This is a genomic window from Aminipila butyrica, from assembly GCF_010669305.1.
Taxonomy (GTDB): domain Bacteria; phylum Bacillota; class Clostridia; order Peptostreptococcales; family Anaerovoracaceae; genus Aminipila; species Aminipila butyrica.
The window spans coordinates 1,201,525-1,228,437 of sequence record NZ_CP048649.1 but is presented as its reverse complement, the minus strand read 5'-3'; the positions used below and the strand labels follow the sequence as shown (position 1 = coordinate 1,228,437).

Below are 26,913 nucleotides of genomic sequence, written 5' to 3'. Positions count from 1 at the left end.
TAGTCAAATATGGGTAGATTCTTCAATTTTGACTAATCCTAGCAGCAACTCATCAGAAATTCTCGTTTCCTGACATATATTTTTTCATTTTTCTGGCAGCGGTAGACTGGCTCATACCCAGCATTTCTGCAACCTTGACCGTGGTTTTGTATTTCTTGACTGCTGCCTGAATCACATTTTTTTCAAACTCCTCCACCATGTCATCAAAGGTTTGTGCTTCGCTGCTCAGAGGAAGCTCTCGTTTCTCTCGAAGAATATTCGGTGGTAAATCCGCTTCGGTGATGAGCTCTTCCTCGGTGGTGATTACCAACCGCTCTATGACATTTTCCAGCTCTCGAATGTTACCCGGCCAGCTGTAACTTAGCAACTGGTTAAAAGCCGTGGTACTCAGCTTTTTATGTTCCTGATATTTGTCGTTGAAGCCCTCTATAAACGTGTTAATCAAATATAGAATGTCCTTGGCACGCTCTCTTAAGGGCGGAATCTCCAGGGGAACCACATTGAGTCGATAGAACAAATCCTCTCGAAAGGCCTCTTCCGAAACCAGCTGCTGCAAATCTTTGTTTGATGCTGTTATCAGACGAAAGTCCACCGCAATCTCCGTCTTTCCGCCAACCCGCATAATAACCTTATCCTGCAACACCTTCAATAGCTTCACCTGTAACTTTAAGGGCAGATCGGACACCTCATCCAGAAAAAGGGTCCCCTTGTGAGCCATTTCAATAAGGCCAATCTTTCCCTTTTGATCGGCTCCGGTAAAAGCGCCCTTTTCATAGCCAAACAGCTCTGATTCCAGCAAGTTTTCCGGTATAGCTCCACAGCTGATTTCAATAAAAGACTGTTCTGCCCGGCAGCTTTTTGCATGAATCATTCTGGCAAAGGTGGTTTTACCTACTCCAGATTCTCCTGTGATCAGGACATTGGCATCATATTTACCCATCTTATCAATAATCTTATGAAGATGTTGGACACCTTGCAGCTGACTTTGCTTTTCATAGGTTTGAAACAGACGGCGATAGCTGTTGAGCTCTTCCTTATACCGAATCATATCCCGTTTCATTTTCTCATATTTCTCTTCAATAATCTGCAAATCGGTAATATCCATGGCATAGCTGACTACATATTTAATTTTTCCCTCGACGTCTTTCAACGGAACCGCCACAATCAGCACGAAGGTTCCTGGTTTCAGTTCGTGGGCAATAATCAGCCGCTCCCCAGTTTCAAAGACAATCCTGGCCACCGACGGCTTAAAAATTTTTTGCTCTTCCATGTAATAAACCGTTTTCCCCACAGCTTCTTCCATGGTCATCCCGTAATTTTTTTCCCAGCCCGGCGTGACTTGCACGATAACGCCGTTTTCATCTACCACCACGATATCATCATGAAGGGCTTTTAAAATAGCTTCGTAATCCAGCTTACGTGTATCTGCTACATGATCCATACAAATATTCTCTCCTTCTACTTGTTATGGTTTTCTATGGTTCCGCTCAAACAATCCATCTCTTCCTGGGATTCATCGCTTTTAATTTTACCGGCAGTGTTCTTAAAAAATACAGTATCACTTTCGCTCAAAGTAATCAAGAGAATGCTGACAATGATAAAAACACAGCCCACCAGTTTTATGGTTGAAACCTTCTCACTCAAAATCAAGATTCCCAAAATAACGCTGGTGATTGGCTCTAATGTAGACAGGATGGCCGCCGTTGACGCTCCAGTCAGCTTAATCCCCTGCTGTAAAAGAGGTAACGCCCCAAGGGTGGTGAATAGTGCCACTAACGTACATAAAGCCCAGGCCATCGGCGAGAGCAACAGATTCAGCTTGCCCGTTGCGGCGCCAAACACCCCCGCGATAACGGATAGCCCTACGTTCAAGTAAAAAGTCAGCTGAAGGTAATGGATATCTTTCAGACCACTCTTATCTATGCAAATGAGGTAGAGTGTATAAGTGCCGCCTGATAAAATAGCTAAAACAATTCCCAGACCCCCAGATGAGGTAAGCTGATCCATAAATAGTCCGATGCCGCCACTGCAAAGAATTAAGGCAATAATCTTACAAAGATTAATCTTCTCTTTAAAAAAAATGGCGCAAGCCAAAGAAACCAACACCGGATAAACAAAGTGCAGGGTGGTAGCCATGCCTACTGAAATATAGCTGTAAGACATATAAAGTAGAATCGTCGTCAGAGAAAGGCCTAGCATACTGACCCATAGAAAGGGTTTTAACCCAGACCCCAGGCGCAAGGAGATTTTCTTGCTTCGCAGCACAACAAACAACAGCGGCAGCGGAATTGCTCCCCGCAAAAATGCTACGGTGATGCCATTGGCTCCGCCATCATAGGCTATTCGAGCTAAAATCGGTGTAAAACCATAAATAATTGCCGACAACACCGCATATAGGATTCCTTCTGTTTTCTTGCTCATGCTTTCCTCAACCTTTAATCTCTTTTTTACATCAGTATATACTAACTTCGGCAGGAAGTAAAATACCACCTGTGGCATTCCAGGTGGTTAGGATTGTGAATTTAAAAGAAAAACGATATAATAAAAATAGAGAAATTATAGTAGAGGTGTACACATGGAAAATAACAATATAACAAAAGCATATGCATCATCCAGAAATATTTATGACGATACGCTTACCCAATCAACATGGTGGTCAAAATTATACATATGGTTTTTTTGGTCCGGTGTCAACGACATAGAGATTGCCGATAAGGTGTTAAAGTTCATCCCTCCAGATTTCAACAGACAGTTACTTGATATTCCGGTTGGCACAGGCGTATTCACCTTAAAAAAATATAGGGCACTGCCAGATGCTAAAATAAGGTGTGTGGATTATTCCAAGGACATGTTACTTCAAGCTCAACAGCGATTTTTGAATAACAAGCTGGAGAATATTACTTGTACCCAGGGGGACGTAGGAGCTTTAGAATTCAATAACGAAGCATTTGATATCGTGCTTTCCATGAACGGCTTTCATGCCTTCCCCGAGAAAGAGAAAGCATTTTTTGAAACGGCACGTGTGCTAAAAAAGGGCGGCCTGTTTATCGGCTGCTTTTATATAAAAGGACAATGTCGGCGTACCGACTTTATTGTGAATGCTTTTCTATCGAAAAAAGGCTGGTTTACGCCACCTTTTCAATCTCTTGAAGAATTAAGGTCCGTATTGTCAAGCCTCTATTCTCAAGTTGACATTTACCATGAAAAATCAATCGCCTATTTTAAGTGTGTGAAATAGCATCCACTTCCACATACTCCATCACCTTATCTATAAACAAAATTCCATCTAAATGGTCGATTTCATGACAGAGGCACTTTGCCAGTTCGTCAGCGGCTTCAATCGTAAAGGCTTCTCCGTTTTCATCAAGAGCATTGACCCGAACGCTCTGTGGCCGCAACACCTTCCCCCAGACACCCGGACAGCTTAGACAGCCTTCGATAACCAGATGCTCTCCCTGAGATTCAACAATGTGAGGATTGACTAGCTTTAATAAACCTTGTCCCATATCAATGACTACTAAACGGCGTAATATACCAACCTGGCAAGCCGCTAAACCACCGCCAATTTCTGTGTTATACATGGTTTCTGCCATATCATTGAGGATCTCCCTGATGTGGTCATCGACCTGATCAACCTGCTTGCTTATTTTACGCAACGATTCATCGTCAAAAAATCTAATCTCTCTGAGTGCCATAAGCACACCTCCTGCTGATATCTGCGCGAGATTTTCGCTGACTTTCTTCAAATAGAAACACCTCTTCAATAGATGCATTGAAAACTTGGGCGATATCATGCGCAAGCCATATGGAAGGCTCATTTTTTTCTGTTTCAATAGCATTGATGGCTTGTCTGGATGTTCCAACCATTTCACCCAGCTGTTCTTGTGTTAAACCGAATGCCTCCCGTAATTGGCGAATTTTATTTTTCATAATAATGTTTTGTCTCCTTGTATGTCATGTTAACCTTACACATATCCTACCATCATCTGATCTCGGTGTCAACCTAACCTTACATCTTTCAAAGACTTTTATACAATTGGCCGTATGTGTTATAATAAAATAAATATGAAGTCTGGAGGAATATAAAATTATGCAGGAATATGCCAATAGAGAGGCTTTAATCGCTGAAATAAAAAAGACAGCCAACCTATTTATATCTGAATTCGATGGAATACACGAATCCGACAAGGCCGTACGCTTTGAAGAAGTAGATCGTACCCCTCAAGAAATCATTGCATATCAGCTTGGCTGGATGAAATTGCTCCGCAGCTGGGACAAGGATGAATTGGCTGGAAAAGAGGTGGTCACACCATCCCCGGGCTATAAATGGAATCAGTTAGGCGGGCTATACCAGAGCTTTTATGCCCAGTATCAAGAGGAGTCTCTATCTGAATTAATTGAATTGTTTGGCTCCACCGTTGAGGAGCTGATACACTGGCTCGACGGTTTTAGTGACGAGGAACTTTTTTGCTCTGGGGGCAGAAAGTGGGCCTCCTCTACCCCGTCCAACTGGCCCATTTGGAAATGGGTACACATAAACACGGTTGCCCCTTTTAAGTCTTTCCGCAGTAAAATCCGCAAGTGGAAGAAGCTGCGCACTAAAGCTATTTGCGATATTCAAAACACCATGTAATACAATACGAAATTGTTGACATAATAAGCAATATGGTAATCAATAATATACTAATAAAATAGATACTGATTTCCTTATGGGTAAATAAAGAAAATAACTTTATTCCTCCAATTATTGCCATAGCTAAGATTAGCCCACCCATAAGGACCAGGTAAGATGTCTTTGTGGCTTCTGCCACGATTACCTTTTCTCGCTCGTCTGAAAAGGCCAGTTCAGAAAGATCTCGTCTGCTCCACTTCTGTTTTTTACTAATTACAAGATATAAAAAGGGATAGATTACCAGATATCCTGCCAGCAAAATCGGATAGATTGATACCGTTGCACGAAACCCTGCATCTTGAATAGACTGCAGCTCTGAAAAGGGGAATAAAAAAGCTAATCCAAATAGTAAAAATAGTAGGATATTCCCTGTGCTCTTAATTATAATTTTTTCCATTACATGCTCTCCTTTTTAAATATTTCTTCAATCGGAGCCTCTAACACCTCCGATATTTTCATTGCTAAAAGCAAAGAAGGAATATAGCTGCCTTTCTCTAAAGAAATAATAGTTTGCCTGGTGACGCCGACAAGTTCTGCCAGCTTGCCCTGGGACAAATCTCTTTCTGTCCGTAAATCTTTCACAATATTAGATAATGTCTCCATAAACTTCCCCCTTTCAGTAATAGTATAGTCAACTTTACATGTAAAGTCAACTATACTATTACATTTTTTTATTTTCCGGGGAATCGCCGAACCATTGCATAGTAAAACAGAATAAGGGCAGAACCTAACAATAAGCCCCCTACAATATCGGTAAACCAATGCACTCCGGAAATAAAACGCCCGACCACCGTTACGAGGATTATAAAAGCAGACAGCATTTCTGCTGTAATCCTTATGAATTTACGCTTTATCCGGGTATGAAACTGCATTATTGCTGTAGCCATGATACATAGTACAATCATCGTGTGGGAAGAGGGATAGGATGCCTCCAATGTATTTCCTAAAAGAATCGGCCGATAATTAACAATATAGATTTCAAAAAATAGGTAGGACCCCATCACAGCCATATAAAAGAATCCCAGCATAAGAATACTGCTATCCACACGCCTAATACTTTTTCTTTTGATTAGCTGCACCAACCCCAATATGGCAAAGCCCAAAGCCACCAGGATCGCTGCAACACCAAGCCAGTCCGTAATATGATACCAAATCAAGTGTTCCCCAAGGAGTTCAAACATGGAGCGATTTAGGCCGGCAAAAGCAACCACAGAATTTTCTGGACCTATGGGTCTAACGTCAAAGGTTAAAACCGCCATGGTAAATAGTATAAATAGCAGGAATAGTGTTCCGGCAGAAATAAAGTATCGCTTGTTTTTCATTTTATTTTCTTTCCTTTTCTGTATTATTGTTGTGTTCATGCGCGCCGCCACCTCTACATTGTGGGGCCGAGAATAGACGTATTCAAGAAACCAATCGTCACAATAACAAAAGCCCTCCGACACGAAACGTGTCGGAGGGCTTTTCCCAAGGCTTTGAGGCATTTATAAATACGGATATACCCCTTGCCGGTGCTATGTTATACTTGCAGAATAAATTTTAAAAACGCCCGAATTCTTGTGATCTTTTCATGGCTGGGTATCTGCTCATTTAACAGAATTCCCAGCTGCCCATATACCGCAAAAGAAGCCGCCGTTTCCGTATCGGCTAAGCGGATTTCGCCTGCTTCCTTTGCTTTTCTAAACACCTCAGCAACCAAAGGAACCATGATTTCACAGACCCTTATGGATAACTGATCATGTATTTTTTTACTGTTTTCGTTATGAAATAATTTATAGTGAACACTGTTATCTTCTTCAAAGTCAAGATAAGATGGGGTTTGTTCTAACTTTTGTGCCAGGGTCAATCGATTATCACAAAGAGTTGTTTTCATCTTTTCTGCCAGCCTATTTGCATATTCTTGAATGGAGCAGTCAAACAAAACTTCTTTGGATGAAAAATAGCGATAACATAATCCTTGTGCTACCCCTATTTTGTTGGCTATATCGGTCATGGAGGTTTTTTCATATCCTTTTTCATAGAACAAAACCATTGCTGCATCTAATATTTCCTGCTTTCTTACTTCTGGTTCTTTTGAAATCCGGGCCATTATATCCAGTCCCTCCTCCTTTAATTATTTTTTTGCAGAAACAATGAAGGAAGTATGATCTACTTTTTGCCATACGACCTGCTGAAAACAGAGCTCTAATAAATCACAGATCTTTCGTTTTGAATATATTTTGACATCACCCTCATTGCTAAACCCCATAAATGCGTTCATAATGATCCTGCTAAAAAACGGTTGCCAGCAATCACTTATGATAAAGGTCCCTTTCGGTTTCAACACTCGATAAACTTCTGCCGCCACCTTTTCAGGCGCTGGGTAATGATGAAAAGAGTCATTGCAATAAACCACTTCAAACATTTCATTTTCGTAGGGCAGATGTTCCGAATCCCCTAAGATCAGGGATGCTTTATCCGTTAATTTCTCCTTCGCCTTTTGCAGCATGTTTTCAGAAATATCAATTCCATAGACACGTGTATCAGGAAAATCTTGCAAAATGGCCTGCATAACAGCTCCAGTCCCACAGCCTAAATCTAAAATCGTGTGGAAATCAACACCGGACAGCTTCGCCAATAACGTTGGATATAGATTTCTCGCGTGTTGTCCTTTGATATCTTCGTCATAGGTAGCCGCTTGCTGATTAAACGCATTTTTTGATTTTTCTTTATTTCCTGCCATCGGATTACCTTCTTTCTATGAACAGTGTAGCACTAATATCCACAGCAGTCAATGAGTGAATTTCATTCATTTGGGTTTAAGCTACATTTTTGCTACATTTTATTTTTATTTCAAGATGAGATTGTATATTAAAATTTTTAACTTCCTTGACATCACTACGCTCATGTAGTAAACTAATGTCACTACACGAGTGTAGTGACATACTGCAGACATGTGATCAAAAACGGAGAGGTGTATACTATGACGATTTTTCAAAAATTATCGGAAACAGAAATGGAAGTCATGCAAATTATATGGGAGTACGGTGATCCCATTACGTCCAGTGAATTACTTGACATTTTTGCAGCGAAAGAGGGTAAAGAGTGGAAAGGACAAACCATGGCAACCTTTCTTGCAAGGCTTGTAAAAAAAGGTGTCCTCACCTCCATCAAGAAACAGGGCCGGACTAATATTTATTTACCCCGCATTTCACCAGAAGAATACCGGAGCAAGGAAGCTAAGAGCTTTTTGGATACAGTTTATGAAGGTTCTGTCAAAAACTTTCTTGCTACGCTCTACGACGGTAAGGCGCTGACAAAGAACGACGTAACCGAGCTCAGGCGCTGGTTCACAGAAAAGGCAGGTGAGAAAAATGAATAATTTACTTGCGATGACCATTGCTGGAAGCGCGGTTGTCTTATTCACGCTGCTGCTTCGGCCCGTAACGGCAAAATGGTTTTCTGCAAGCTGGCAATACCGAATTGGAAAAATGGCTATTATCTTTTTCCTCATGCCCTTTTCTATTTTTGCCCAAAAGCTTGCTTCTGTCTTGGTCCAGCCAATTACCCAAAGTCAGAATGCGCGTATATTTCCAATGCTGGTTCCAGTAATGGATCAACAAAAAGGTTTGCTAAACGCCCTAAATGCTGTGGGAACTGCACATCTAACGATTGAATTCATCCAAATCGTTTCATTCATTTGGCTCTTTGGGGCAATTGGATTTGCCTCTTGGCATTTGTATTGCTACCGCAGATTTATGAAATTGCTTCAAGTACACAGTATTCCTGCACCAGAAGATACCCTCACCCTGCTTTCCTCATGCAAAGCGACATGGTGTATCCGCGGTGATGTAAAACTGATGTTAAACCACAAAATCACAAGTCCTATGCTTATAGGGTTGCGTCACCCCCTGATATTGCTACCAATCTCAACTGCGCAGGAACTTGACTTGAAGCTAATCTTGGCCCATGAACTGACACACCTGAAACAAAAAGATTTATGGATAAAAATGTTTGTTCTGCTTGCAGGAACCGTGCATTGGTTTAACCCTTTTGTCCATATTCTCCGCAAGGATATAAGCACATGGAGTGAGTTGTCCTGCGATGAGGTGCTGGCAGCGAAAATGTCCCATGAGGAAAGAAAACGCTACGGAGAAGCCATCTTGAACACATTGGCTAACCATTCCGGCATAAACTCGACATTCTGCTCTCCCCTATGTGAGAGCACAAAGCACATCGAAAGGAGATTAACCATGTTATTAAATGTTAAGAAAATGAAAAAGCATATGGCAATTTTTGCAGCGGTAGTGTTCCTTATAATCGGAGGAACTGCGGCTGCATTTGCCACCAACGTTTCGGCAAATGAGAATAAAAATACTGGTGCAGTTGAAGCAACATCGTATACGGTGATTCCTGCTGATAAAATTAAAGTATGGAGCATTGCATTAAATGAAGACGGAACAGTGGGATGCCAGCTTAAAGTTGCATCAGAATACGAGGTGTATAGTAATAGCGTATACCGAGAAGGTGGAAGATATTATATTACCCTTTACGGCGAATATCAGCCGCAAGAACGAAATAAAGATTGTGTATACGATATGAAAAAAGGCATCGGTTATTCACCTGACGGCAATTTACCTGTTTCTGAAATTTATTATCAGGACAGCGGAAGAAATACCTTACTGATTTGGCGTTCGGGAAAAGATTGAAAACAGCTAAACTAGAGGCAACACTGAACCATAACAAAACAGAAAAGCGGCTTTAGGTAGGGAGGCTCTCCATACACCCAAAGTCGCTTTTCTGTATAGATTAGGAGCTGCCCACCTATAGGGATAGCTTGGCATAGCTGATGTTTTAAGACGATATACTTAATATTTACCCTTTATCAAAAGAACAACCTTAATCATGAAGAACATAAAAACTAATGAGGTAGCATAAGGTTGGCGGGTATTGATGAAAACAAATATTGCAAAGGCTTGTAAAAGTATGGATGCTAATTTGCCCGCATTCAGCCATTTTTCGCTGCTGAAATATTGTGTGGCCAATTCAACCATACCAAGTAAGGCCATTGAAATAGGCAAGATAAAATATATGGCACGAGTAATAGATGAAGCATCTTTAAAGGCAAACAAATTTACGACTTGAACACCTTCCCCATCTGGTTGACCAAAGAGCGGTAAAAATAAAAGAGCCAGCCCCATTAAATCCAACACCCCATAAATTAGGCTGGAAAGCTTTTTTATATTTTTTCGGTTCTCCTCTACTGCCAACGAAATCAATTCTTCACCGGACAACAAATCGTCAATTGATATAGAAAAAAGTGCGGAGATACTTTTAAGGGAATCAATATTGGGATACCCCTTACCGTTTTCCCATTTTGATATAGCCGTTCTGGACACAAATAGTTCTTCTGCAAGTTGTTCTTGTGTCATTGATTTTTCTTTTCTAAGCTGTTGCAGTTTTTCATTAAATTCCATTGATAGGCCTCTGCTTTTCTGCGTATAAGTTCGTAATCCGTTTGCACATCTTGGAAAATGCATAGACTTCTTCTTCCGTCAAGGATTCTTCAATTAGACTCATAATTTCATTTCCAAAATCCTCCACCCGATTCAAAAAAGCGTTTCCCTCTTTAGTGAGCACAATATTGTAAGCGCGGCGATCATTCGCTTGTCTTTCCTGGATAATATACTTTTTTTCCAGCAAACGCTTCGTCAATTTTGACATGCCAGATTGGGAAATACCTCTCATTTCAGCCAGTTCTTTCGTGGTTTTTGAACCGTACTTGTGGAGGGTATCAAGTATATAGTATTGTGCCGTTGAAACCCCTTCCACATTAAAGCGATTGGAATTAGCCACAATCATACACTGAAAGGGAATATAACTTTCTTCTAAGTTTTTTACAACCATCCAAACAACCTCCTATATTTTGTAGATATACTTTTTCAGATACTTTCCGGTTAACGACTCTCGACAATGGACTAAATCTTTCGGTAAACCGGCAAACATAACCTGACCACCGTTTTGTCCCCCATAGGGACCCATGTCGATCATCCAATCGGCTTGGCAGATAATATCTAAATTATGCTCGATTACAATCAGCGTAGCGTGTTGATCTACAAGGCGGTTCATCACATCAATCAACTGTTCTATATCTGCCATATGCAAACCAGTTGACGGTTCATCTAGCACATACATCTGACCTCCATATTCCAGTTCGGAGGCCAGTTTAATTCGCTGTAACTCACCACCGGAAAGGGTATTGAGAGGCTGTCCCAAAGAAGCATAAGAAATGCCCACCTCCGAAAGTCGTTTCAATACCGATACAATTGGTTCTTCTTGAAAAAATTCTAAAGCTTCCGATACAGTCAGGCGGAGAATATCAGCAATCGTCTTTCCTCTTAGCCGATAAGCCAGCACTTGCTCCGTATAACGGTTTCCGTGGCATTCTTCACAGGTGGTAACAATGGTATCCATAAACGCTAAATCGGTATAAGTAATCCCTAAGCCTTTGCAGACCGGACAGGCCCCTTGCGAGTTAAAGCTGAACAAAGACTCACGGACACCGTTGCTTTTGGCAAAGAGTTTTCTGATGATATCAAAGATTCCTGTAAAGGTTGCAATATTGGAACGTTTTGACCCTTGAAGCCCTTTCTGGTCGATTAAAACCATTTCAGGATACAGCTGAGGCAACACCCCATTGATTAGGGTACTTTTTCCTGAACCGGCAACTCCGGTTACAACCGTCAGCACACCCTTTGGTATATCAACTGAAAGGTTTTTTAAATTATTCATTGTTGCATTTTCAATAGAAATCCAGCTGTTTGGAACACGGGTATCCAGTTTCAGCTTAGGCCGGTGGGATAAATATTGTCCAGTGAGGGTACCCGCTGTTTTCAATCCCGCTAGATTTCCTTGATATACGACTTCGCCCCCCTGGGTTCCCGCACCGGGACCCATATCAATAATATGATCCGCAATTTGTATCATGTCCGGGTCATGCTCTACAATCAGAACCGTGTTGCCTTTGTCACGCAGCAGCTTCATAAGCTCATTAATCTTGCTTATGTCATGGGGATGCAGCCCCATACTGGGCTCATCAAAAATGTAAGTGAGGTCTGTCAAACTGCTGCCCAGCTGGCCCACCATTTTTATTCTCTGAGATTCCCCACCTGAAAGGGTATCAGTTTCTCTGCTTAAGTTTAAATAGCCCAGCCCAATGGACACCATGTGCTGAAGCCGATCGGCAAGCTCTGAAACAATTGTGCCCGCTATAGGGGCGTGAATGGATTGAATAAAGGTCAAAAGCTCACTTATCTGCATAGCTGCACATTCTGCAATAGTTTTACCGTTCACTTTACAAGATCGTACCTTATCATTCAAACGTGTACCCTGACAGTGAGGACAATTCTGTTTTGAAACAAAGCGTTCTAGATCTTTCTTATATCGGACCTTCTCTCCCTCTTCTTTTCTAAGGAAGCTGCGCTCAATGCGTGGGATCACCCCCTCATACAAGGAAGTTTTATGCCATTCTGGTGCAGGATTTTTAACCTTGATGCCATCCGTATACAGAAGCTGCTCCAACTCGTTCTCCGAATAATCCCTTATCTTTTTATCATTATCAAAAAAACCGGAATGAATGTATCGGGTTAATCGCCACCCGCCGGGCTCAAAAGTTGGAAATCGAATGGCTCCCTCATGTAAAGACTTATTTTTATCTAACAGCTTTTCTATATCAATGGTTTCAATTTTTCCCAAGCCTTCACAATGGTCGCACATGCCCGCCGGATTATTAAATGAAAAAACATCGGCATGCCCTACAAAGGGTTGACCAATGCGGGAAAACAATAAGCGCAATACTGCATAAATATCTGTAATGGTTCCTACTGTTGAGCGGGCATTACCCCCCAATCGTTTTTGATTGATAATGAAGGCTACCGATAAATTTTCAATTGTATCTACATCAGGCTTTCCATAATGCGGCATACGGTGACGAATAAAACTGGTATAGGTTTCATTTAATTGTCTTTGGGATTCTGCCGCTATGATAGCAAATACCAAGGATGATTTTCCCGAACCGGATACCCCGGTAAAAACCGTAATTTCTTTTTTAGGTATCCTGACATCTATGTTTTTTAGGTTTCGCTCTCTAGCTCCGAGTACTTGAATATACTTATCAGACATGCTGGTACCTCGTTGTTTTATATGATGTGGTTAATATATGAATGGGTTAAGTATATTTTATCAGGCTATCGTTCTGATTGCAATATTCAAAATTAAAGATCTATACCACTAACCTGTAGTTTTCTATAAATCAAAAACCGCCCCATGTATTATTCCCATAGAGCGGTTCTAGTTTTATCATTTTTCAGCATATCTATTGGTTCTTTAAGCCTGCTCCAAACCCAGGAAGCATTCCACCATGCTGTCGATGGTGGCTGCCCTAGCCACAAAGAGCTCCATACCGTATTTCGCGGCCTCTTCCGCCGTCTTCTCTCCGATGCAGACGGCCTTGATTCCTGTCAAATCTGTCAAACCGCAAGAGCTCACAAAGCCTCGAACAGTAGATGCACTCGTAAAGGCCACATAATCTACATCTGCTGAGGCAAAGTCAATCAGCTTCCCATGGGCATCCTGCTCTCGTTCCAGTACCTCTACCGTGTCATACACGGGAATGTCTGTAAAACGAATTTCTGCCTCTTTTAGCGGACGAAGTACCTCATCCGTGCCAATTTTAGCTCGCGGTATAAGAATCTCTGGCTTCTTGCCCACCTTGGCTCCCCACAGGGCTGCCCGGTCTGCCAGCAGCTGGCCCAAAGCCTCTCCGCTGTATACGGAAGGCATTAAGTCCACTAAAATGCCCATTTTCTCAATGGCCGCTTTCGTGGCTGAACCGATGGCAGCAAATTGAACATTGCCCAAGTCGCGAATATCCTTTTTCATCTCTCTCAGCTTCTTAAAAAATCCAGCCACCCCTACCGGGCTGGTAAAAGCTACATAATCAAACCGCCGAATATCGGCGATGGCCTCCTCCAGCAGCTGATTATCGGCAATCTCCTTCGTCTCGATGGTCGGCATCAGCAAAATCTCCGCTCCCAGCATGGACAGCTTGTCCGCTAGAGAAGAAGGCCGATCCTGCGGTCGGGTAAGCGCAATTTTCAAGCCCCCTAAAGGCCGGTCCTCTGCCCAGTGGAATTCCTTTTCCAGAGCACAAACCTTGCCGACCACAATGATGGCCGGCGTTTGAATACCTGCTTTTGCGGCCTCCTCCGGCAGATGACTCACGTCAGAAACCACCCGTCGCTGATGTGCGGAAGTGCCCCGCTCCAACACCGCCGCCGGCATATCCGCCTCCATGCCGGCATTCAGCAGCCCTTGACAGATTTTAGGCATCGCACTGATACCCATCAGGAAGACGAAAGTTCCCCCCAACTTGACTAAGGCCTCATAATCAATCTCCGCCTCATCCTTTTTCTTGGTGTGGCCAGTAATGATGTGCAGGGAAGATACGAAATCTCGATGGGTTACCGGAATGCCATTGTAAGCCGGCACGGATACCGCTGAAGTGATGCCCGGAACAATTTCAAAGGAAATGCCATGCTCTCGCAACAATTCCAATTCCTCGCCTCCCCGGCCAAAAACAAAGGGATCGCCTCCCTTTAGACGAACTACCCGTTTGCCAGCTAAGGCCTCCCGAAGTAAAATCTGATTAATCTCCTGCTGAGGCACCGGGTGATGTCCCGACACCTTGCCGACAAAAATTAATTCCGCCGCGGTAGGAATCATACCTAAGACCCCCTGACCCACCAGCTTATCGTAAACCACCACGTCTGCCTGATCTAAAACCGCTTTTCCCTTCAAGGTAAACAGACCCGCATCTCCCGGGCCTGCACCTACCAGCCATACTTTTCCTTTTTTTTCTTCTTCCATCATGCTACTTCCCATCCTTTAACTGTTTGGCTAACTCCACCGCCAGCTGTTCCGCCTGAGCGGTTTTTCCCGCAATGCGTCCCCTGTGGCAAGTCTCCGTCTCTTCCCTATAATAAAGTCCCCTGATGAGGATATCTTCCCCGCTTATTTCCGCAAAGGCACCAATCGGTGAACTGCACCCTCCGTCCAGCCAAGTGACAAAAGCCCGCTCTGCTTTAGCACAGATTTCCGCCTCTCTGTCATTCACCCCTTCTAAGAAAGTATAATCTTCTCCGGCCCGGCCCTGTACGGCAATAATGCCCTGTCCGGCTGGCGGTATGATCTCGTCCGCGGTAAAGACTCGGCTGATTCGTTCTTCCAATCCCAGCCTGCTGATGCCCGCATGAGCCAAGAGAATGGCTCCATACTGCCCGCTGTCCAGTTTGGAAAGTCGGGTCTGCAAATTACCGCGGATACTTTCCACGGCCCATTCCGGGTAGACTTCCCTCACCTGTAGTTCTCGTCTCAGGCTGGACGTTCCCAAAGGCAGCGTTCGGTCTGGTTCCGATACGTCTTTTGGATAGACCAATACGTCTAAAGGATTTTCCCTTTTAGAAAAGGCTACCAGCGGCAGCTCTGCCGGAATCTCCATCGGCAGATCCTTCAAGCTATGTACGGAAATATCAATGGTTCCCTCCATTAAGGCTTTATCCAGTTCCTTAACAAACAACCCCTTACCGCCGATTTTGTCCAGCCTCTTATCTAGTATGAGGTCTCCTGTGGTCTTCATGGTTATCAATTCCAGCTCTAATTCAGGATGAGCTTTGGCAATTTGAGCCATCACCAGCTGTGACTGGGCCACCGCCAGCTTGCTGTCCCGACTTCCCACTTTTATTTTTCGTCCGGCCATATTCTTCTCCTTCTCTCACAGGTCCCGCCTTATCCGAAGGGCGCTGATCGGTGAATTTTTATTTGCAGGCTATCGCCTTATGTCTATCTATTCTCTATATCTTTCCAAGCTTTTCGCACGGCTGCGGAGCCTTTCTTTGCTAAACTGTGACTTTGTCCTTGGGCCGTAACCCCAGCTACCAACATGCCCTCTATGATAATGCCAGGAAAGTAAAAGTCGCATTCCTCTTTTACGTCTGCCACGTTTACGGGAATAGCCTTCTCTCGGCACAGCTTTCCGATTGTTCGGTTCAGTTCTCGATTGTTGGTGGCTGCCAACACAAAGTCAGCATCCAGCAGATCGGATGGTTGAAAAGGCCTCTCCAGCAATCGGCAGTCTGGATGGCTGCCACCTGCTGTCTGCCGTCCTTCCTCCAGTTGGACAGCCTTCCGGATTTCCTCCGAAATGTGGCTGGCCACAATGCGCAGCTGACAGGAAAACTGCAATAAGGTTTCAATCCGCCTTCTGGCAATCTTACCGCCTCCCACGATGACCACGCGCTTGCCCGTCAGGTTGACGAACAGAGGAAACCATTCGGCTAGAGCACCTCTTCCTGGAGATTGAGATATGGATTCTGAGCTGACCGTATCGTTGATATTTTCAGAATTATCAACAGCCTGCCCCTTTTTACCCTTACAGCCATCTGCCGGCAGGTTGCTGATTTTCTCCAGTACCTGCTGCAAGGTCAGTCCTTTTTCTTCCTGGGCCCGGCCAACTACCACCAAAGTAGTACCCGCCTCCTGAGCTGCCTGATACTTTTCGTAGGCACCTCCAGCTGCACCCGTATCCTTGGTTACCATGCAGGTGCAGTTCAGCTGTTTCAGCATAGCCACATTCATCTCCTTAGAAAATGGCCCCTGCATGCAGATTAAATGGGAACCGGAGAAGCCCAGCTGAATGCAGCTTTTCACCACCTGCTCCATGGGCAGAACCCGGGCATACAGCCTTTCTTGATAGTCGGCTACTTGCCCATAGCTTTTCAGTTCCTTGCTGCCAGTGGTCAACAAAACATTTCCCACTGTGGTATTCAGATAGCGCACTGCTGCTTCCGTATCCTCCACGAAGATGCAGTCTTCTCCAAATTCGGTCCGCTCCCGCAGCAAGCGCAAGTACGGACATTGTACTGCTGCACAGGCTGCCTGAATGTTTTCTGTCACTGCCGTGGCGTAAGGGTGGGTCGCATCCACCACCCAGTCAAAGCCCCCGGCTATCAGCTCCTGCATTTCTGTCAGCTGCAAGCGTCCTGCCTTGACTTCTACCTGGTCAGACAAATCTTGTTCTAAGATGTCCCTGCCGTATTCTGTAGCGACGCAGGCGCATACCTGGAAATCGGCTCTCTTTGCCAACTGTTCTACCAGCAGACGTCCTTCGGTAGTCCCTGCAAATACTAAGATATTCATAGCAGCTCTCCTTTATTCTTTCCTCTTCGTCCGAGCTCTTTCAACGGCTTCAATGCTTCAAAGTCTCTCGGGCTGCTGATCGATGCAAAGCCTCCAAGCACTGATCCCACAGTTCATGCGGCAGCTGGTCTCGCAGGCCATACAGCAGCTTGGCCGTTGATTTCTTCATGGCCTGTCCCGCCGCTGCTTCCAGGTCTTCCTCCTGAGATTCCGCGGACTTGCTGACAAACCGCTGCATCGCATCTTCGGATACCAGCTCCACAATTTCCCGAATCTTCGGCACATAGCTGCGAAATTCAAACCATTGCTCCAGTTCCGCCTGATAGTCCTGCAAAATCGTCATAGCCAGCTGAATCTGTTCCGACTTCTCCTCCACCAGCTCTCCGCCATTTATAGAATCAATGTCAAAAAGTTTCACATACGGCAGATTGGCAATCTCCGGGTCAATATCTCGCGGCACCGCCAAGTCGAATACATAATATTTATTACGTAAATCTTCTCGGCTGCCTGCTTCCCGCTTCTGCCCTTCTGAATCAAGCCTATAGGGATGCCGAAATACGTCATCCACGTCTCTCCACATAAGGGTATAATGGGGACTCAAGGTGGCACTGATAATGACCTGTTTTCCCTGGAGTGCCTGAATGCGCTGGTCGTAAGGCACCATCTGACAGCCTTCCGGCACAATGGATTCCTGCTCATCCTGCCCGTGTATTTTTTTTCTCAAGGTCATGGAAACCGCAGCGCCGCAGCCCACCAGCGAGTTGGCTACCAGCTTGCCCATCTGCCCGTTTCCAATGATCAGACAGGGCACCCCTTTCAGGTCCCCCAGCTGCTGTCGCAGGATGGCTATCGTGTTGCTGGCTGCCGAACGGTTCACCGTACTTAGCCGAACTTCTGTCTTTACTCGCTTTCCTGCGGCCAAAGCTGTCTGAAAAATCTTTTCCAGCGCCATACTCCCGCAACCACAGGCTCTAGACATTTGTAAAGCTTCCCGTACCTGAGAGATAATCTGGTCTTCGCCAAATATTTTTGAATCAAAGCCGCAAACCAGCCGCAGCAGATGATCCACTGCCTGGCGGTCCTCCCGCTCCACAAAAAACTTTTCATATTGGCTTCCGTCAATCTTCTTAATCTGACAGAGCATCTCCCAAGGACGGACTGCCGCCCCTTTGCCGTTATCGCACTGACTAATCCAAAGCTCTGTCCGGTTACAGGTGGAAAGGAGAATACACCCCTTTAAATGAAACCGTTTCTTTATTTCCTGAACCGCCTCTTTGGCTCCGGCCTTCGTAAAAGAAAAGGCTTCCCTATAATCCAGAGAAGCTTTGCTGTGGTCAATGCCTACCATTCTAATGTGCATGATTTCGCCTTTCAAAACTCAACTGTTTACACGCGCTACCTTTCATGGTCAATTCTTCTGGTCCCGCAAAATCAGCACGGAGAAGTAACTCGCTTCCTCATCAATCTCGTCGATATTCTGGAATACCCGCTCCCCCTCCATACCGCAGCGTTCTACCATCTTCACCGAAGGGGGATTGTCCATGGTGCGGATATATTCTTTCAACTTGCCGATGGATTTGCCACTCTTCATGAGTACCTTGGTGCCAGTCATATGCAAGGCCTCTTCCGTACCCGCATAGGATGCCGGAATCACGTGGAGTGCTTCCTCAGCCTCAGTCAGGCTGTCATTGAGCCGGGCAGAGACAGCACAGAAAGATGGAATACCAGGAACAATTTCTGTCTCATAACCGGCATCCCGCACTCGGTTGTGCACGTAGGTATAGGTGGAATAGATGGTAGGATCCCCCAGTGTCAAAAAGGCAACATTCTTTCCGGCATCCAGCCAGGCCTTCACCTGCTCTGCTGCGGCATCATGACTGGCGGCTAGCTTGGCCTTGTCTCTGGTCATGGGCATATCCAGCTCCACAATCTCTTTTTTATCCAGGTCTGCTATAGCACCCTTTGCGATCGTATATGCCACATTAACACTCTGTCCGGACTTAGGGATAGCCACAATATCGCTCTCCCTGATGATTCTCACCGCTTTTAAAGTCATCAGCTCTGGGTCTCCAGGGCCTACGCCTAATCCATATAACTTTGCCATCTCATTCCTCCGTCTTCTCTTTATTTGTATTTCTGCATCTTATGCTTTTGTTTCTGCCACATTACACTACACTTCAACATATATCGTCTATTTTCGATTTGCAATATATAGGCGTTTTTCTTGCCCGCCCATGAAAGGGCTGTGTTGAAAACCAGTTCCGACACAATCTGACCAATCCTGCATTTTTCAACAGCAATCGTCCATTTACAATCTACGATTTTATCCTTTACTCCATCTCTTGTCCTAATGGCTCACAAGTTGAAGCATGATCTAAATAGAGTTGTTGGATGCCTGGGAATTCACCAATCCCCCGTAGAATACAGGAAACGTCATACCCTGCCTGCTGAAAAATAATCTTCCAAGAATCTTCTTCTTCTCCAGCCATATCGTTAACGGCATGGTCTCCTGCTACCACCATAAACGGCATGAGCACTACTTGCTGCGGCCCATAAAGCCGTACCAGCTCCAGCACCCGCTCCACATCGGGATAGCCTTCTACCGTGCCTACAAATACATTGCCGTAGCCCAGCGATTTAAAACGGTAATCCAGCGCAGCATAAGCCGCGTCACAGAAATGCCCGGTTCCATGTCCCATCAGCACCAGCGCCGTATTTTCTGCCTGCTGTCCCCCTGAGGTTCCGTCTAATTCTGGCACCTCAGCCATGATAGCCCGACAGACCAGATCGTAATCCTCTGACGAAGTCAGCAGCGCTCGTCCAACGGCGATGGTCTCAAACTGTTCGATAAAGGGTTCAATTTGCCCCATCATTTTCTCGTATTCATCCCCGTTTATGATGTGGGTTGGCTGAATCAGCACATCTGTAAAGCCATCGGCAGCTAACCGCTCCAGGGCTTCGGTCACGTTATCCACGTGAAGCTGATCCCGCTTTTTCAGCACCCGCATGATGATGCTGCTGGTAAAGGCCCGTCTGAGCTCTCGGTTGGGATAAGCCTTGCTTATAACCCGCTCAATCTGGCCGATGGTCTTCTCTCTGGTCTCCTGGTGACTGGTGCCAAAACTTACTACTAATAATGCTTCTTTCTTACTCATTAACTTTCAATTCCTCTCAAAAAAATAGCCGTTCTGGAAAAGCAGAACAGCGTAATATGGGAGCACAAAAAAATCCCCCTATTACACTCATTCATCTTCCGTAAAAAAGTGTAATTTCTGCCTCATTCCACAAAAAATGAGCAGATCCCATATCCTAGGCAGGTCTTCTGACTCTGGCGTCTACATTGCACTTCCCTTCCCATTTTTACATAGTGGCTTTATTTAAGTACAACTCGTCCATCACAGCGGCGTGACCGCGCGGGCTTTTACCCAACTTCCCTATTCTCCCGGCAGGAATCACCGGGCACCTATAGATATATCAATTATTCAATCTATTGTACCATTAAAATAGGGGGTCGGACAACCCCCTAAATGTATTCAGCCTTCTCACATGCCTAAGCCAAAGAAATCGGTTCCTCTTTCAGCTGCTGCATATGGGTATGAATAAACTTGCATATTATAGCTTAAACGACCATTTTTAATAAGAACCCCAGAAGGACTGCTGCACCGACCCCCGAGGTGATCAAATAAATTTTTCTAGATTCTTGGTCATTCTTCTCTTTGATAAAATAATAAATACCTGCGCCTAGAATCATTATGCCTATAATTAATCCGATAATATTAAAAATCATTTTCTTTTCCTCCATTTTAACAGCAATGCTGAATTTACAATGACGATTATAGAGCCTGCATTATGTACCAAAGCCCCTATTACGGGATTTAGGATGCCTGGAATAGCTAAAGCAATAGCAAGAAAGTTAAGTCCCAGCGAAAAAGCCAAATTATATCTAATCGTCGTCATCATACGCCTAGATAAAGCTAATAGGTGCGGCAACTCTTTTACTTCATCATCAACCAGGACAATATCTGCGGCATCAACGGCAATATCGCTGCCGACACCACCCATGGCAATGCCGACAGTTGCTTTTTTCAAAGCCGGCGCATCATTGACACCGTCACCAATCATACAAATGGCTTCTCCCTTACCCTGGTAAATGCCAATCCATTTTAATTTGTCTTCCGGCAAACAGTTTGCGTGAACTTCATGAATGCCTAGTTCATTGGCAATGGTTGCCGATGTGTTTTCATTATCTCCTGTCAGCAATACTGGCCGTACATCCATCGCCTGCAACTGTTCAATCAGTTGAACGCCTTCCGCTCGGATGGTATCCGATAAAACAATAAAGCCTGCAAGAACCCGGTCAATGGTGATGTAAATAACGGTATGCCCTTGTAAAAAGTGTTGCTCGGCTTTCTTTTCAACGTCATCAGAAAGTGTCACACCATTTTGAGCAAGCATTCGAGCATTTCCTGCAAGGATTCTATTGTCGTGAACCACAACAGATATGCCCTCTCCCGGTATCATTTGAAATTGCTGTGCAGGAGAAAGCGCCGTCCCAATCTCTTTCTTGTGGCAGCGAACGATTGCCTTCCCCAGCGGATGCTCCGACAATTGCTCCGCAGCAGCTGCAAGGGTGTAAAACTCCTTTTCCGAAAACTGCGGTAAAATACTTTTTACTTCTATCACATTCAGCTTGCCATACGTCAGCGTTCCGGTTTTATCGAATGCCAGCTTGCTAACCTTAGCAAGGCGCTCTAAGGCATCCCCCTCTCGGACGAGAAATCCATGTGTTGTGGCATTGCCAATGGCCGCCATAATAGCTGTCGGAGTAGCAAGCACTAACGCACACGGACAAAATACAACCAGAATGGTAACCGCACGGATTATCTCACCGGAAAGGAACCAGGTGAGGGCGGCTGCCCCAAGGGCAATCACTACAATCCAAGTGGCCCATCGATCTGCAATGCCGACGATTTTCGCTTTTCCTGCATCCACAGACTGAACCAATTTAATCATGCGCTGAATGGAACTGTTTTCGCAGGCTCTGGCCGCTTTCATTTCAAATGCACCAAATTGGTTGACGGTTCCGCTTAAAACGTCATCCCCCACTGTTTTATCAACAGGCAGAGATTCGCCAGTCATAACCGCTTGATTCACAGAGGTTTGTCCAGAGACAATAACCCCATCTACCGGAATGGTTTCACCAGCCAACACACGAAGTAGATCATCAATCTGAACTTGCTCAGCAGGAACAATCTGCTCGATTCCATTGGTTATGACTCGTGCGGTCTGGGGGGTAAGATGAACCAGTTTTTCAATTCCGGCTCTCGCTTTTGCCACTGTCAAATCTTCTAATAGTGCACCAACCTGCATAATAAAGGCAACTTCTCCTGCGGCAAAATCCTCCCCGATGTAAACCGCCGCAATTAATGCCAAGGAAACAAGCACATCTGCTTTGATATCGAAGTCCGTGACAAGTCCGATGATTGCTTCTAAAATGATTGGTATGCCACAGAATACAATAGCAATCCAGGCTGCATTAAACGGAAGTGGCAGCAAATCAAAAATACTGATAAACAGAGCAATACCAGAGATTACCAGCAGTACCACCTCTTTTTTTGTACCGCCAAGCTCCATTAAATGCTCGACTTTGTTTGTAATTGCATACATATAAGGCCTCCTTTATACCCATGGGGGTATGTGTACATTATACGTATAGGGGTATGGGTTGTCAAGGACGTAAAATAAAAAACAGTCACTGCAAAATGACTGTTTTAATCCGTTATATGATGTTCGCAAAACGCTCTACTGCTTTGGTAAAGCCTTCGATTGTTTTATCCGCATCGCCATGTTCAATACCATCCCGCACGCAATGTTTGATGTGCCCCTCTAAAATAAGTTGACCGGCCTTGTGCAATGCAGATTTTGCGGCATTGACCTGAGAAAGAATATCTTCACAGGGAACATCCTCATCAACCATGCGGTCGATGGCTTGTATTTGTCCAATTATTTTTTTTAATCTGCGGTGTAAATTTTCCGAATCCATACATTGTTTCATTTTATCACCTCCATACAAATTACAAAACCTTACCGATCCCCTATACGCCGAAAAATCGCGCAGCTTCCTCCAATGTACTCTTGATATCTGCCTCTGTATGGGCATAGGAGATAAACATCGCTTCAAATTGGGCCGGTGCAAAGTAATGGCCCCCATCCAGCATGTGCAGGAAATAATCGGCATAGCCCTTTAAGTTAGACTTTTTAGCAGAATCATAATCCGTTACAGGACCGCCCGTAAAGAACAGGGTCCCCAGAGAACCCACATGATTGACCGTGCATTCTGCCTTGGCAGTCTCGATAATGTCAATCAATCCACCATACAGCAGATCTCCTAAGGCATTAATGTGCTGATATACTGTCGGATCCTCCTTCAAGCGCGTCAGCTGGGCGATGCCTGCTGCCATGGCAACTGGATTTCCGCTGAGAGTTCCCGCCTGGTAAACCTTGCCCACCGGCGCTACACATTCCATGATTTCCCGCCGTCCGCCATAGGCCCCTACCGGCATGCCTCCACCGATAATCTTACCAAAGGCAGCCATGTCTGGAATGACCCCATAGAGTTCCTGAGCTCCCCCCGGAGCCAGCCGAAATCCAGTGATAACCTCATCGAAAATCAGCACAGCCTGATGCTGGTCGCAGATAGCCCGCAAGCCCTCTAAGAAACCGTTCTGAGGCAGTACAACTCCCATGTTGGCTGCGACGGGTTCAACGATAACCGCAGCAATATCGCCTTTATAATCTTCAAACAGTTTTTCTACGCTGTCCAGGTCATTATATCTGGCGGTTAAGGTGTCCTTTGCACAATTTGCTGTAACACCAGCACTATCTGGCGTTCCTCCCTCTGCAATCAGTGCAGATCCGGCCTTTACCAGCAGCCCGTCACTGTGACCGTGGTAACAGCCTTCAAATTTAATGATTTTACTTTTTCCGGTATACCCTCTGGCTGCCCGCAGAGCTGACATGGTGGCTTCCGTCCCAGAATTAACCATGCGGACCATATCAAAGCAAGGGCTCATTTGGCAGACTAACTTAGCCATCGTGACTTCCCGCTCGGTAGCTGCTCCGAAGCTCAATCCGTTTACAATGGTATCCTGGACGGTTTTCAACACATCGGGATGATTGTTGCCCAGAATCATTGGCCCCCAGGAACCAATGTAGTCGATATAGGAATTACCGTCCACATCGTAGATGAATTGGGCGTCAGCTCTTTCAATAAACCGAGGGTGCGTTCCGACAGCCTGAAAGGCTCTAGCCGGGCTGTTAACCCCTCCCGGTATATAAGTTCTCGCCTCTTCAAACAAGGCTTGTGATCGATCTGTCTTTCTCTTCAACATCTGCATTTCCTCCCTGTATATTCTAAGTCCGGCTTAGCCTAACCAATCCGACCGCTCTGAATCATCTGTGCCACTTCTTTCGCAAAATAAGTAATCAGCATGTCCGCTCCCGCTCTAAAAATGCTGGTGGTGGTCTCTGCCACGATGGCGTCCTCCTCCACCATGCCTGCCATGGCTGCTGCCTTGATCATGGCATATTCGCCGCTGACACTGTAGGCGGCTACCGGAACATCGATGTGATCTCGAATTTCTCGGATAATATCTAAATAGGACAGGGCCGGCTTAACCATAATGATGTCAGCCCCTTCTTCCAAATCTAAAAACACTTCTTTCAGCGCTTCTCTTCTGTTGTGATAGTCCATCTGGTAGGTCTTGCGATTACCCTTGAAATTGTCAGAGCCAGCTGCCTCCCGGAATGGTCCGTAAAAAGCAGATGCGTACTTGGCCGCATAGGACATAATCGGAATATCCTCACAACCTGCTTCATCTAAGGCTTCCCGGATGGCCAGCACTCGTCCGTCCATCATGTCGGAAGGGGCCACCATATCCGCGCCTGCCTTCACCTGAGACACCGCAGTCTTGGCCAGCAAAGGCAGGGTCTTGTCATTGTCTACCGTGTCGCCTTTGAGAATGCCGCAGTGGCCGTGAGACGTGTATTCGCACATACATACGTCCCCGATATAGTATAATTGCGGAAAATCCTTTTTAGCCGCCCGCAGGGCCTCCTGAATGATGCCGTGGTCATGGTAGGCCCCGCTTCCACATTCATCCTTATGAGCAGGTGCACCAAAGAACATGATATTTTTGACGCCAGCCTTAGATACAGCTTCCAGTTCTTCTCCCATGGTGTCGATGCTGTACCGCTTCTGCCCCGGCATGGTCACGATATCTGTACGGATATCCTTTCCCTCTTCCACAAAGATAGGATAAATTAAGGAATCCTTGGAAAGCCTGGTCTCCCTGGTCATATTCCGCACTCTTTCGTCCAATCTCAGTCTTCTCGCTCTTGTCAGCATATCCATACGTTCGCTCCTTTTCCTAGAAAAAACGACCCATCATCATCTCGATGATCAAGGCCGCTCTTCCCAATTTGCTGTTATATTTCCAAAATATTAGATAGTTTTCCTTGCTGCGTCGATGACGTGCATCATCAGCAGGCTGGTGGTCACTCGTCCCACGCCGCCTGGTACAGGGGTGATGGCTTTTACAATCTGCTGCGCCGCTTCAAAATCTACATCGCCGCAGAGCTTTCCATCCGCTGTCATGTTGATGCCCACATCAATGACCACCTGACCTTCCCGGAGATATTCCGAGCCGATGGTCTTGGCCTGCCCCGCCGAAACAATTAACACGTCGGCATTTCGGCAGATATCTTTCATATCTTCTGTCTTTGTGTGACAGATAACTGGAGTTCCATTTTTTCCCAAAACCATCATTGCTGCCGGTCTGCCTACCACCAGGCTGCGCCCGATGACAGCTACCGTCTTCCCCGTTATGTCGATGCCATAATGGTCTAAAATCTCCATGCAAGCTCTCGGAGTACAAGGGGGATAACCCAAATCCGTGCCAGTATATACCCCTGCCATGGACTGGTCTGTAATGCCGTCCACATCCTTGCAAGCCAGCAAAGCTTTCCGGATAGTATTGTCGTCAATGTGATCTGGTAACGGTCTAAATAATATCACACCATGGACGGTCAAGTCAAGATTTATGGCCGCGATGACGTTCAATAACTGTTCTTGGGTAATATTTTCTTTAAAAAGATATTTCTTCACCTCTACGCCGATGGATTCCGCACATTTTATTGCGCCTTTCTCATAAGACACGTCTTCAACCTTCGCGCCCACCCGGATAATACCTAAAGTCGGGGTGACCCCCTGTTCCTTTAACGCGGTCACTTCCCCTATCAGCTTCTCATTTACGGCATCCACTACGTCTTTGCCTTTTAAAATCTGTGCCATAAACTGTGCTACTCCTTTATTAGTTCAGCGGCTACGCCGCTATATATTTCATCTGCTAAGGGCTCATACTGCGCCAACAAATTCCGTGCTTCCTTATTGATGGCTTCCGCATAAACCCGATCCTTCATGGCCTTGGTATTGATAAACACATTTAGGCTGGCTCCCTGAAGCGCTGCCTTGCAAAAGAGCGCACCTACCCCTGCATCGCTGACAGCCAGAACGCTGCCCTTTGCTGCAAAAACCTGCTGCAACTCGATTGCTGCCCCACATTGGCCCATGATGGCCAAGGGCACAGAACAAGCTTCCTTTAGAGCCGCTTCCATGACCACTTCTTTTTCTGCTTGCTGGGCCGCGGTCTCCTTTGGCATTCCATAGGCCTTGGCCAGCGGTTCAAAGCCCTCCGCATCCCGGTCCACCAGCAGCAGCAGTTCTCGCTGAATCTGCTGAGCCCGCTCTGCCAGCTCTTTCATTTCTGCTTCCACCGCCGCATACTGCTTCTTGCCCACGGTCAAGGCCGCAACCATACTTCCTAATGCGGTACCCACGGCACCGACTAAGGCGGATGCTCCGCCTCCCCCGGGAACCGCAGCCTTGCTGGCCAGCACTTCTACGAATTCTTCACAAGAGCCCTTTACAAAAGCCATTTTTTCTATTC

Annotated in this window: 29 protein-coding genes and 1 riboswitch; of the genes, 4 read left to right on the top strand and 25 right to left on the bottom strand. The window is 45.4% G+C overall.

Annotated elements, in window-relative coordinates:
* Nucleotides 1-52 precede the first annotated feature (52 nt).
* Both Ami103574_RS05995 and Ami103574_RS05990 read right to left on the bottom strand, forming a co-directional pair.
* A complete protein-coding gene (locus Ami103574_RS05995; protein WP_163065765.1) occupies nt 53-1,441 on the bottom strand; it encodes a sigma-54 interaction domain-containing protein in 1,389 nt (462 codons plus the stop codon).
* Nucleotides 1,442-1,458: 17 nt separating this feature from the next.
* Nucleotides 1,459-2,421 carry a DMT family transporter gene (locus tag Ami103574_RS05990; protein ID WP_163065764.1) on the bottom strand — a complete coding sequence of 321 codons (963 nt, stop codon included), beginning with the start codon at nt 2,419-2,421 and terminating at the stop codon, nt 1,459-1,461.
* Nucleotides 2,422-2,575: 154 nt separating this feature from the next.
* On the opposite strand from Ami103574_RS05990, the gene Ami103574_RS05985 reads away from it, so the two are divergent.
* A complete protein-coding gene (locus tag Ami103574_RS05985; protein WP_163065763.1) occupies nt 2,576-3,238 on the top strand; it encodes a class I SAM-dependent methyltransferase in 663 nt (220 codons plus the stop codon).
* Here Ami103574_RS05985 and def read toward each other — a convergent pair.
* Together def and Ami103574_RS05975 are read right to left on the bottom strand one after the other, a co-directional pair.
* A complete protein-coding gene (gene def / locus Ami103574_RS05980; protein ID WP_163065762.1) occupies nt 3,222-3,695 on the bottom strand; it encodes a peptide deformylase in 474 nt (157 codons plus the stop codon). The genes Ami103574_RS05985 and def overlap by 17 nt on opposite strands.
* Nucleotides 3,676-3,930 (bottom strand): helix-turn-helix transcriptional regulator, encoded by a 255-nt coding sequence (locus Ami103574_RS05975; protein ID WP_163065761.1) that lies wholly within the window; start codon nt 3,928-3,930, stop codon nt 3,676-3,678. Before Ami103574_RS05975 ends, def begins: the two co-directional genes overlap by 20 nt.
* Before the next feature lie 160 nt (nt 3,931-4,090).
* Here Ami103574_RS05975 and Ami103574_RS05970 point away from each other — a divergent pair, with 160 nt between their 5' ends.
* A complete protein-coding gene (locus Ami103574_RS05970) occupies nt 4,091-4,633 on the top strand; it encodes a ClbS/DfsB family four-helix bundle protein (RefSeq protein ID WP_163065760.1) in 543 nt (180 codons plus the stop codon).
* Here Ami103574_RS05970 and Ami103574_RS05965 read toward each other — a convergent pair.
* The 5 genes from Ami103574_RS05965 to Ami103574_RS05945 all read right to left on the bottom strand — a co-directional run bounded on the left by Ami103574_RS05965 (nt 4,605) and on the right by Ami103574_RS05945 (nt 7,394).
* On the bottom strand, nt 4,605-5,069 hold the full coding sequence (locus tag Ami103574_RS05965; RefSeq protein WP_163065759.1) for a hypothetical protein: 465 nt from the start codon (nt 5,067-5,069) through the stop codon (nt 4,605-4,607). The two genes, Ami103574_RS05970 and Ami103574_RS05965, sit on opposite strands and share 29 nt — an antisense overlap.
* On the bottom strand, nt 5,069-5,275 hold the full coding sequence (locus Ami103574_RS05960; RefSeq protein ID WP_163065758.1) for a helix-turn-helix transcriptional regulator: 207 nt from the start codon (nt 5,273-5,275) through the stop codon (nt 5,069-5,071). Before Ami103574_RS05960 ends, Ami103574_RS05965 begins: the two co-directional genes overlap by 1 nt.
* Nucleotides 5,276-5,343: 68 nt before the next feature.
* Entirely contained in the window at nt 5,344-5,994 is a 651-nt protein-coding gene (locus Ami103574_RS05955) for a phosphatase PAP2 family protein (protein WP_163065757.1), read from the bottom strand.
* Between the two features lie 197 nt (nt 5,995-6,191).
* Nucleotides 6,192-6,761, bottom strand: coding sequence for a TetR/AcrR family transcriptional regulator (locus tag Ami103574_RS05950; protein WP_163065756.1), 570 nt, complete (start codon nt 6,759-6,761; stop codon nt 6,192-6,194).
* 24 nt (nt 6,762-6,785) lie between these two features.
* Nucleotides 6,786-7,394 (bottom strand): class I SAM-dependent methyltransferase, encoded by a 609-nt coding sequence (locus Ami103574_RS05945; protein WP_163065755.1) that lies wholly within the window; start codon nt 7,392-7,394, stop codon nt 6,786-6,788.
* A gap of 240 nt (nt 7,395-7,634) precedes the next feature.
* Here Ami103574_RS05945 and Ami103574_RS05940 point away from each other — a divergent pair, with 240 nt between their 5' ends.
* Together Ami103574_RS05940 and Ami103574_RS05935 are read left to right on the top strand one after the other, a co-directional pair.
* On the top strand, nt 7,635-8,033 hold the full coding sequence (locus Ami103574_RS05940) for a BlaI/MecI/CopY family transcriptional regulator (protein ID WP_163065754.1): 399 nt from the start codon (nt 7,635-7,637) through the stop codon (nt 8,031-8,033).
* Nucleotides 8,026-9,360, top strand: a complete 1,335-nt coding sequence (locus Ami103574_RS05935; protein WP_163065753.1) for a M56 family metallopeptidase — start codon at nt 8,026-8,028, stop codon at nt 9,358-9,360. Before Ami103574_RS05940 ends, Ami103574_RS05935 begins: the two co-directional genes overlap by 8 nt.
* A gap of 159 nt (nt 9,361-9,519) precedes the next feature.
* Here Ami103574_RS05935 and Ami103574_RS05930 read toward each other — a convergent pair whose 3' ends face one another.
* The 16 genes from Ami103574_RS05930 to Ami103574_RS05855 form a co-directional block, all read right to left on the bottom strand.
* Nucleotides 9,520-10,128: a helix-turn-helix domain-containing protein gene (locus Ami103574_RS05930; protein WP_163065752.1), complete on the bottom strand. Its 609-nt coding sequence runs from the start codon at nt 10,126-10,128 to the stop codon at nt 9,520-9,522.
* Nucleotides 10,118-10,558, bottom strand: a complete 441-nt coding sequence (locus Ami103574_RS05925; RefSeq protein ID WP_163065751.1) for a MarR family winged helix-turn-helix transcriptional regulator — start codon at nt 10,556-10,558, stop codon at nt 10,118-10,120. Before Ami103574_RS05925 ends, Ami103574_RS05930 begins: the two co-directional genes overlap by 11 nt.
* 12 nt (nt 10,559-10,570) lie before the next feature.
* Complete coding sequence (locus Ami103574_RS05920) at nt 10,571-12,832, bottom strand: ATP-binding cassette domain-containing protein (RefSeq protein ID WP_163065750.1); 2,262 nt, start codon at nt 12,830-12,832, stop codon at nt 10,571-10,573.
* Between the two features lie 204 nt (nt 12,833-13,036).
* Nucleotides 13,037-14,581, bottom strand: coding sequence for a uroporphyrinogen-III C-methyltransferase (gene cobA / locus Ami103574_RS05915; RefSeq protein WP_246213203.1), 1,545 nt, complete (start codon nt 14,579-14,581; stop codon nt 13,037-13,039).
* Nucleotide 14,582: 1 nt separating this feature from the next.
* Entirely contained in the window at nt 14,583-15,467 is an 885-nt protein-coding gene (gene hemC, locus Ami103574_RS05910) for a hydroxymethylbilane synthase (RefSeq protein ID WP_163065749.1), read from the bottom strand.
* 83 nt (nt 15,468-15,550) lie between these two features.
* Nucleotides 15,551-16,906 (bottom strand): precorrin-6A reductase, encoded by a 1,356-nt coding sequence (gene cobK / locus Ami103574_RS05905; RefSeq protein WP_163065748.1) that lies wholly within the window; start codon nt 16,904-16,906, stop codon nt 15,551-15,553.
* 49 nt (nt 16,907-16,955) lie between these two features.
* A complete protein-coding gene (gene hemA, locus Ami103574_RS05900; protein ID WP_163065747.1) occupies nt 16,956-18,266 on the bottom strand; it encodes a glutamyl-tRNA reductase in 1,311 nt (436 codons plus the stop codon).
* A gap of 48 nt (nt 18,267-18,314) precedes the next feature.
* On the bottom strand, nt 18,315-19,010 hold the full coding sequence (gene cobI / locus Ami103574_RS05895) for a precorrin-2 C(20)-methyltransferase (RefSeq protein ID WP_163065746.1): 696 nt from the start codon (nt 19,008-19,010) through the stop codon (nt 18,315-18,317).
* Between the two features lie 226 nt (nt 19,011-19,236).
* Complete coding sequence (locus Ami103574_RS05890) at nt 19,237-20,061, bottom strand: sirohydrochlorin cobaltochelatase (protein WP_163065745.1); 825 nt, start codon at nt 20,059-20,061, stop codon at nt 19,237-19,239.
* Nucleotides 20,062-20,201: 140 nt separating this feature from the next.
* A riboswitch (cobalamin riboswitch) is annotated at nt 20,202-20,389 on the bottom strand.
* A 136-nt stretch (nt 20,390-20,525) separates the two neighbouring features.
* Nucleotides 20,526-20,693: a hypothetical protein gene (locus Ami103574_RS05885; RefSeq protein WP_246213202.1), complete on the bottom strand. Its 168-nt coding sequence runs from the start codon at nt 20,691-20,693 to the stop codon at nt 20,526-20,528.
* Nucleotides 20,690-22,573: a heavy metal translocating P-type ATPase gene (locus Ami103574_RS05880; RefSeq protein WP_163065743.1), complete on the bottom strand. Its 1,884-nt coding sequence runs from the start codon at nt 22,571-22,573 to the stop codon at nt 20,690-20,692. Before Ami103574_RS05880 ends, Ami103574_RS05885 begins: the two co-directional genes overlap by 4 nt.
* A 112-nt stretch (nt 22,574-22,685) precedes the next feature.
* Nucleotides 22,686-22,961 carry a metal-sensing transcriptional repressor gene (locus Ami103574_RS05875; protein WP_163065742.1) on the bottom strand — a complete coding sequence of 92 codons (276 nt, stop codon included), beginning with the start codon at nt 22,959-22,961 and terminating at the stop codon, nt 22,686-22,688.
* A 40-nt stretch (nt 22,962-23,001) separates the two neighbouring features.
* A complete protein-coding gene (hemL, locus tag Ami103574_RS05870; RefSeq protein ID WP_163065741.1) occupies nt 23,002-24,297 on the bottom strand; it encodes a glutamate-1-semialdehyde 2,1-aminomutase in 1,296 nt (431 codons plus the stop codon).
* A 38-nt stretch (nt 24,298-24,335) separates the two neighbouring features.
* Nucleotides 24,336-25,313 (bottom strand): porphobilinogen synthase, encoded by a 978-nt coding sequence (gene hemB, locus Ami103574_RS05865; protein ID WP_163067933.1) that lies wholly within the window; start codon nt 25,311-25,313, stop codon nt 24,336-24,338.
* Nucleotides 25,314-25,409: 96 nt separating this feature from the next.
* Nucleotides 25,410-26,258 carry a bifunctional 5,10-methylenetetrahydrofolate dehydrogenase/5,10-methenyltetrahydrofolate cyclohydrolase gene (locus Ami103574_RS05860; protein ID WP_163065740.1) on the bottom strand — a complete coding sequence of 283 codons (849 nt, stop codon included), beginning with the start codon at nt 26,256-26,258 and terminating at the stop codon, nt 25,410-25,412.
* 8 nt (nt 26,259-26,266) lie between these two features.
* On the bottom strand, nt 26,267-26,902 hold the full coding sequence (locus tag Ami103574_RS05855) for a cyclodeaminase/cyclohydrolase family protein (RefSeq protein ID WP_163065739.1): 636 nt from the start codon (nt 26,900-26,902) through the stop codon (nt 26,267-26,269).
* Between the last annotated feature and the right edge of the window lie 11 nt (nt 26,903-26,913).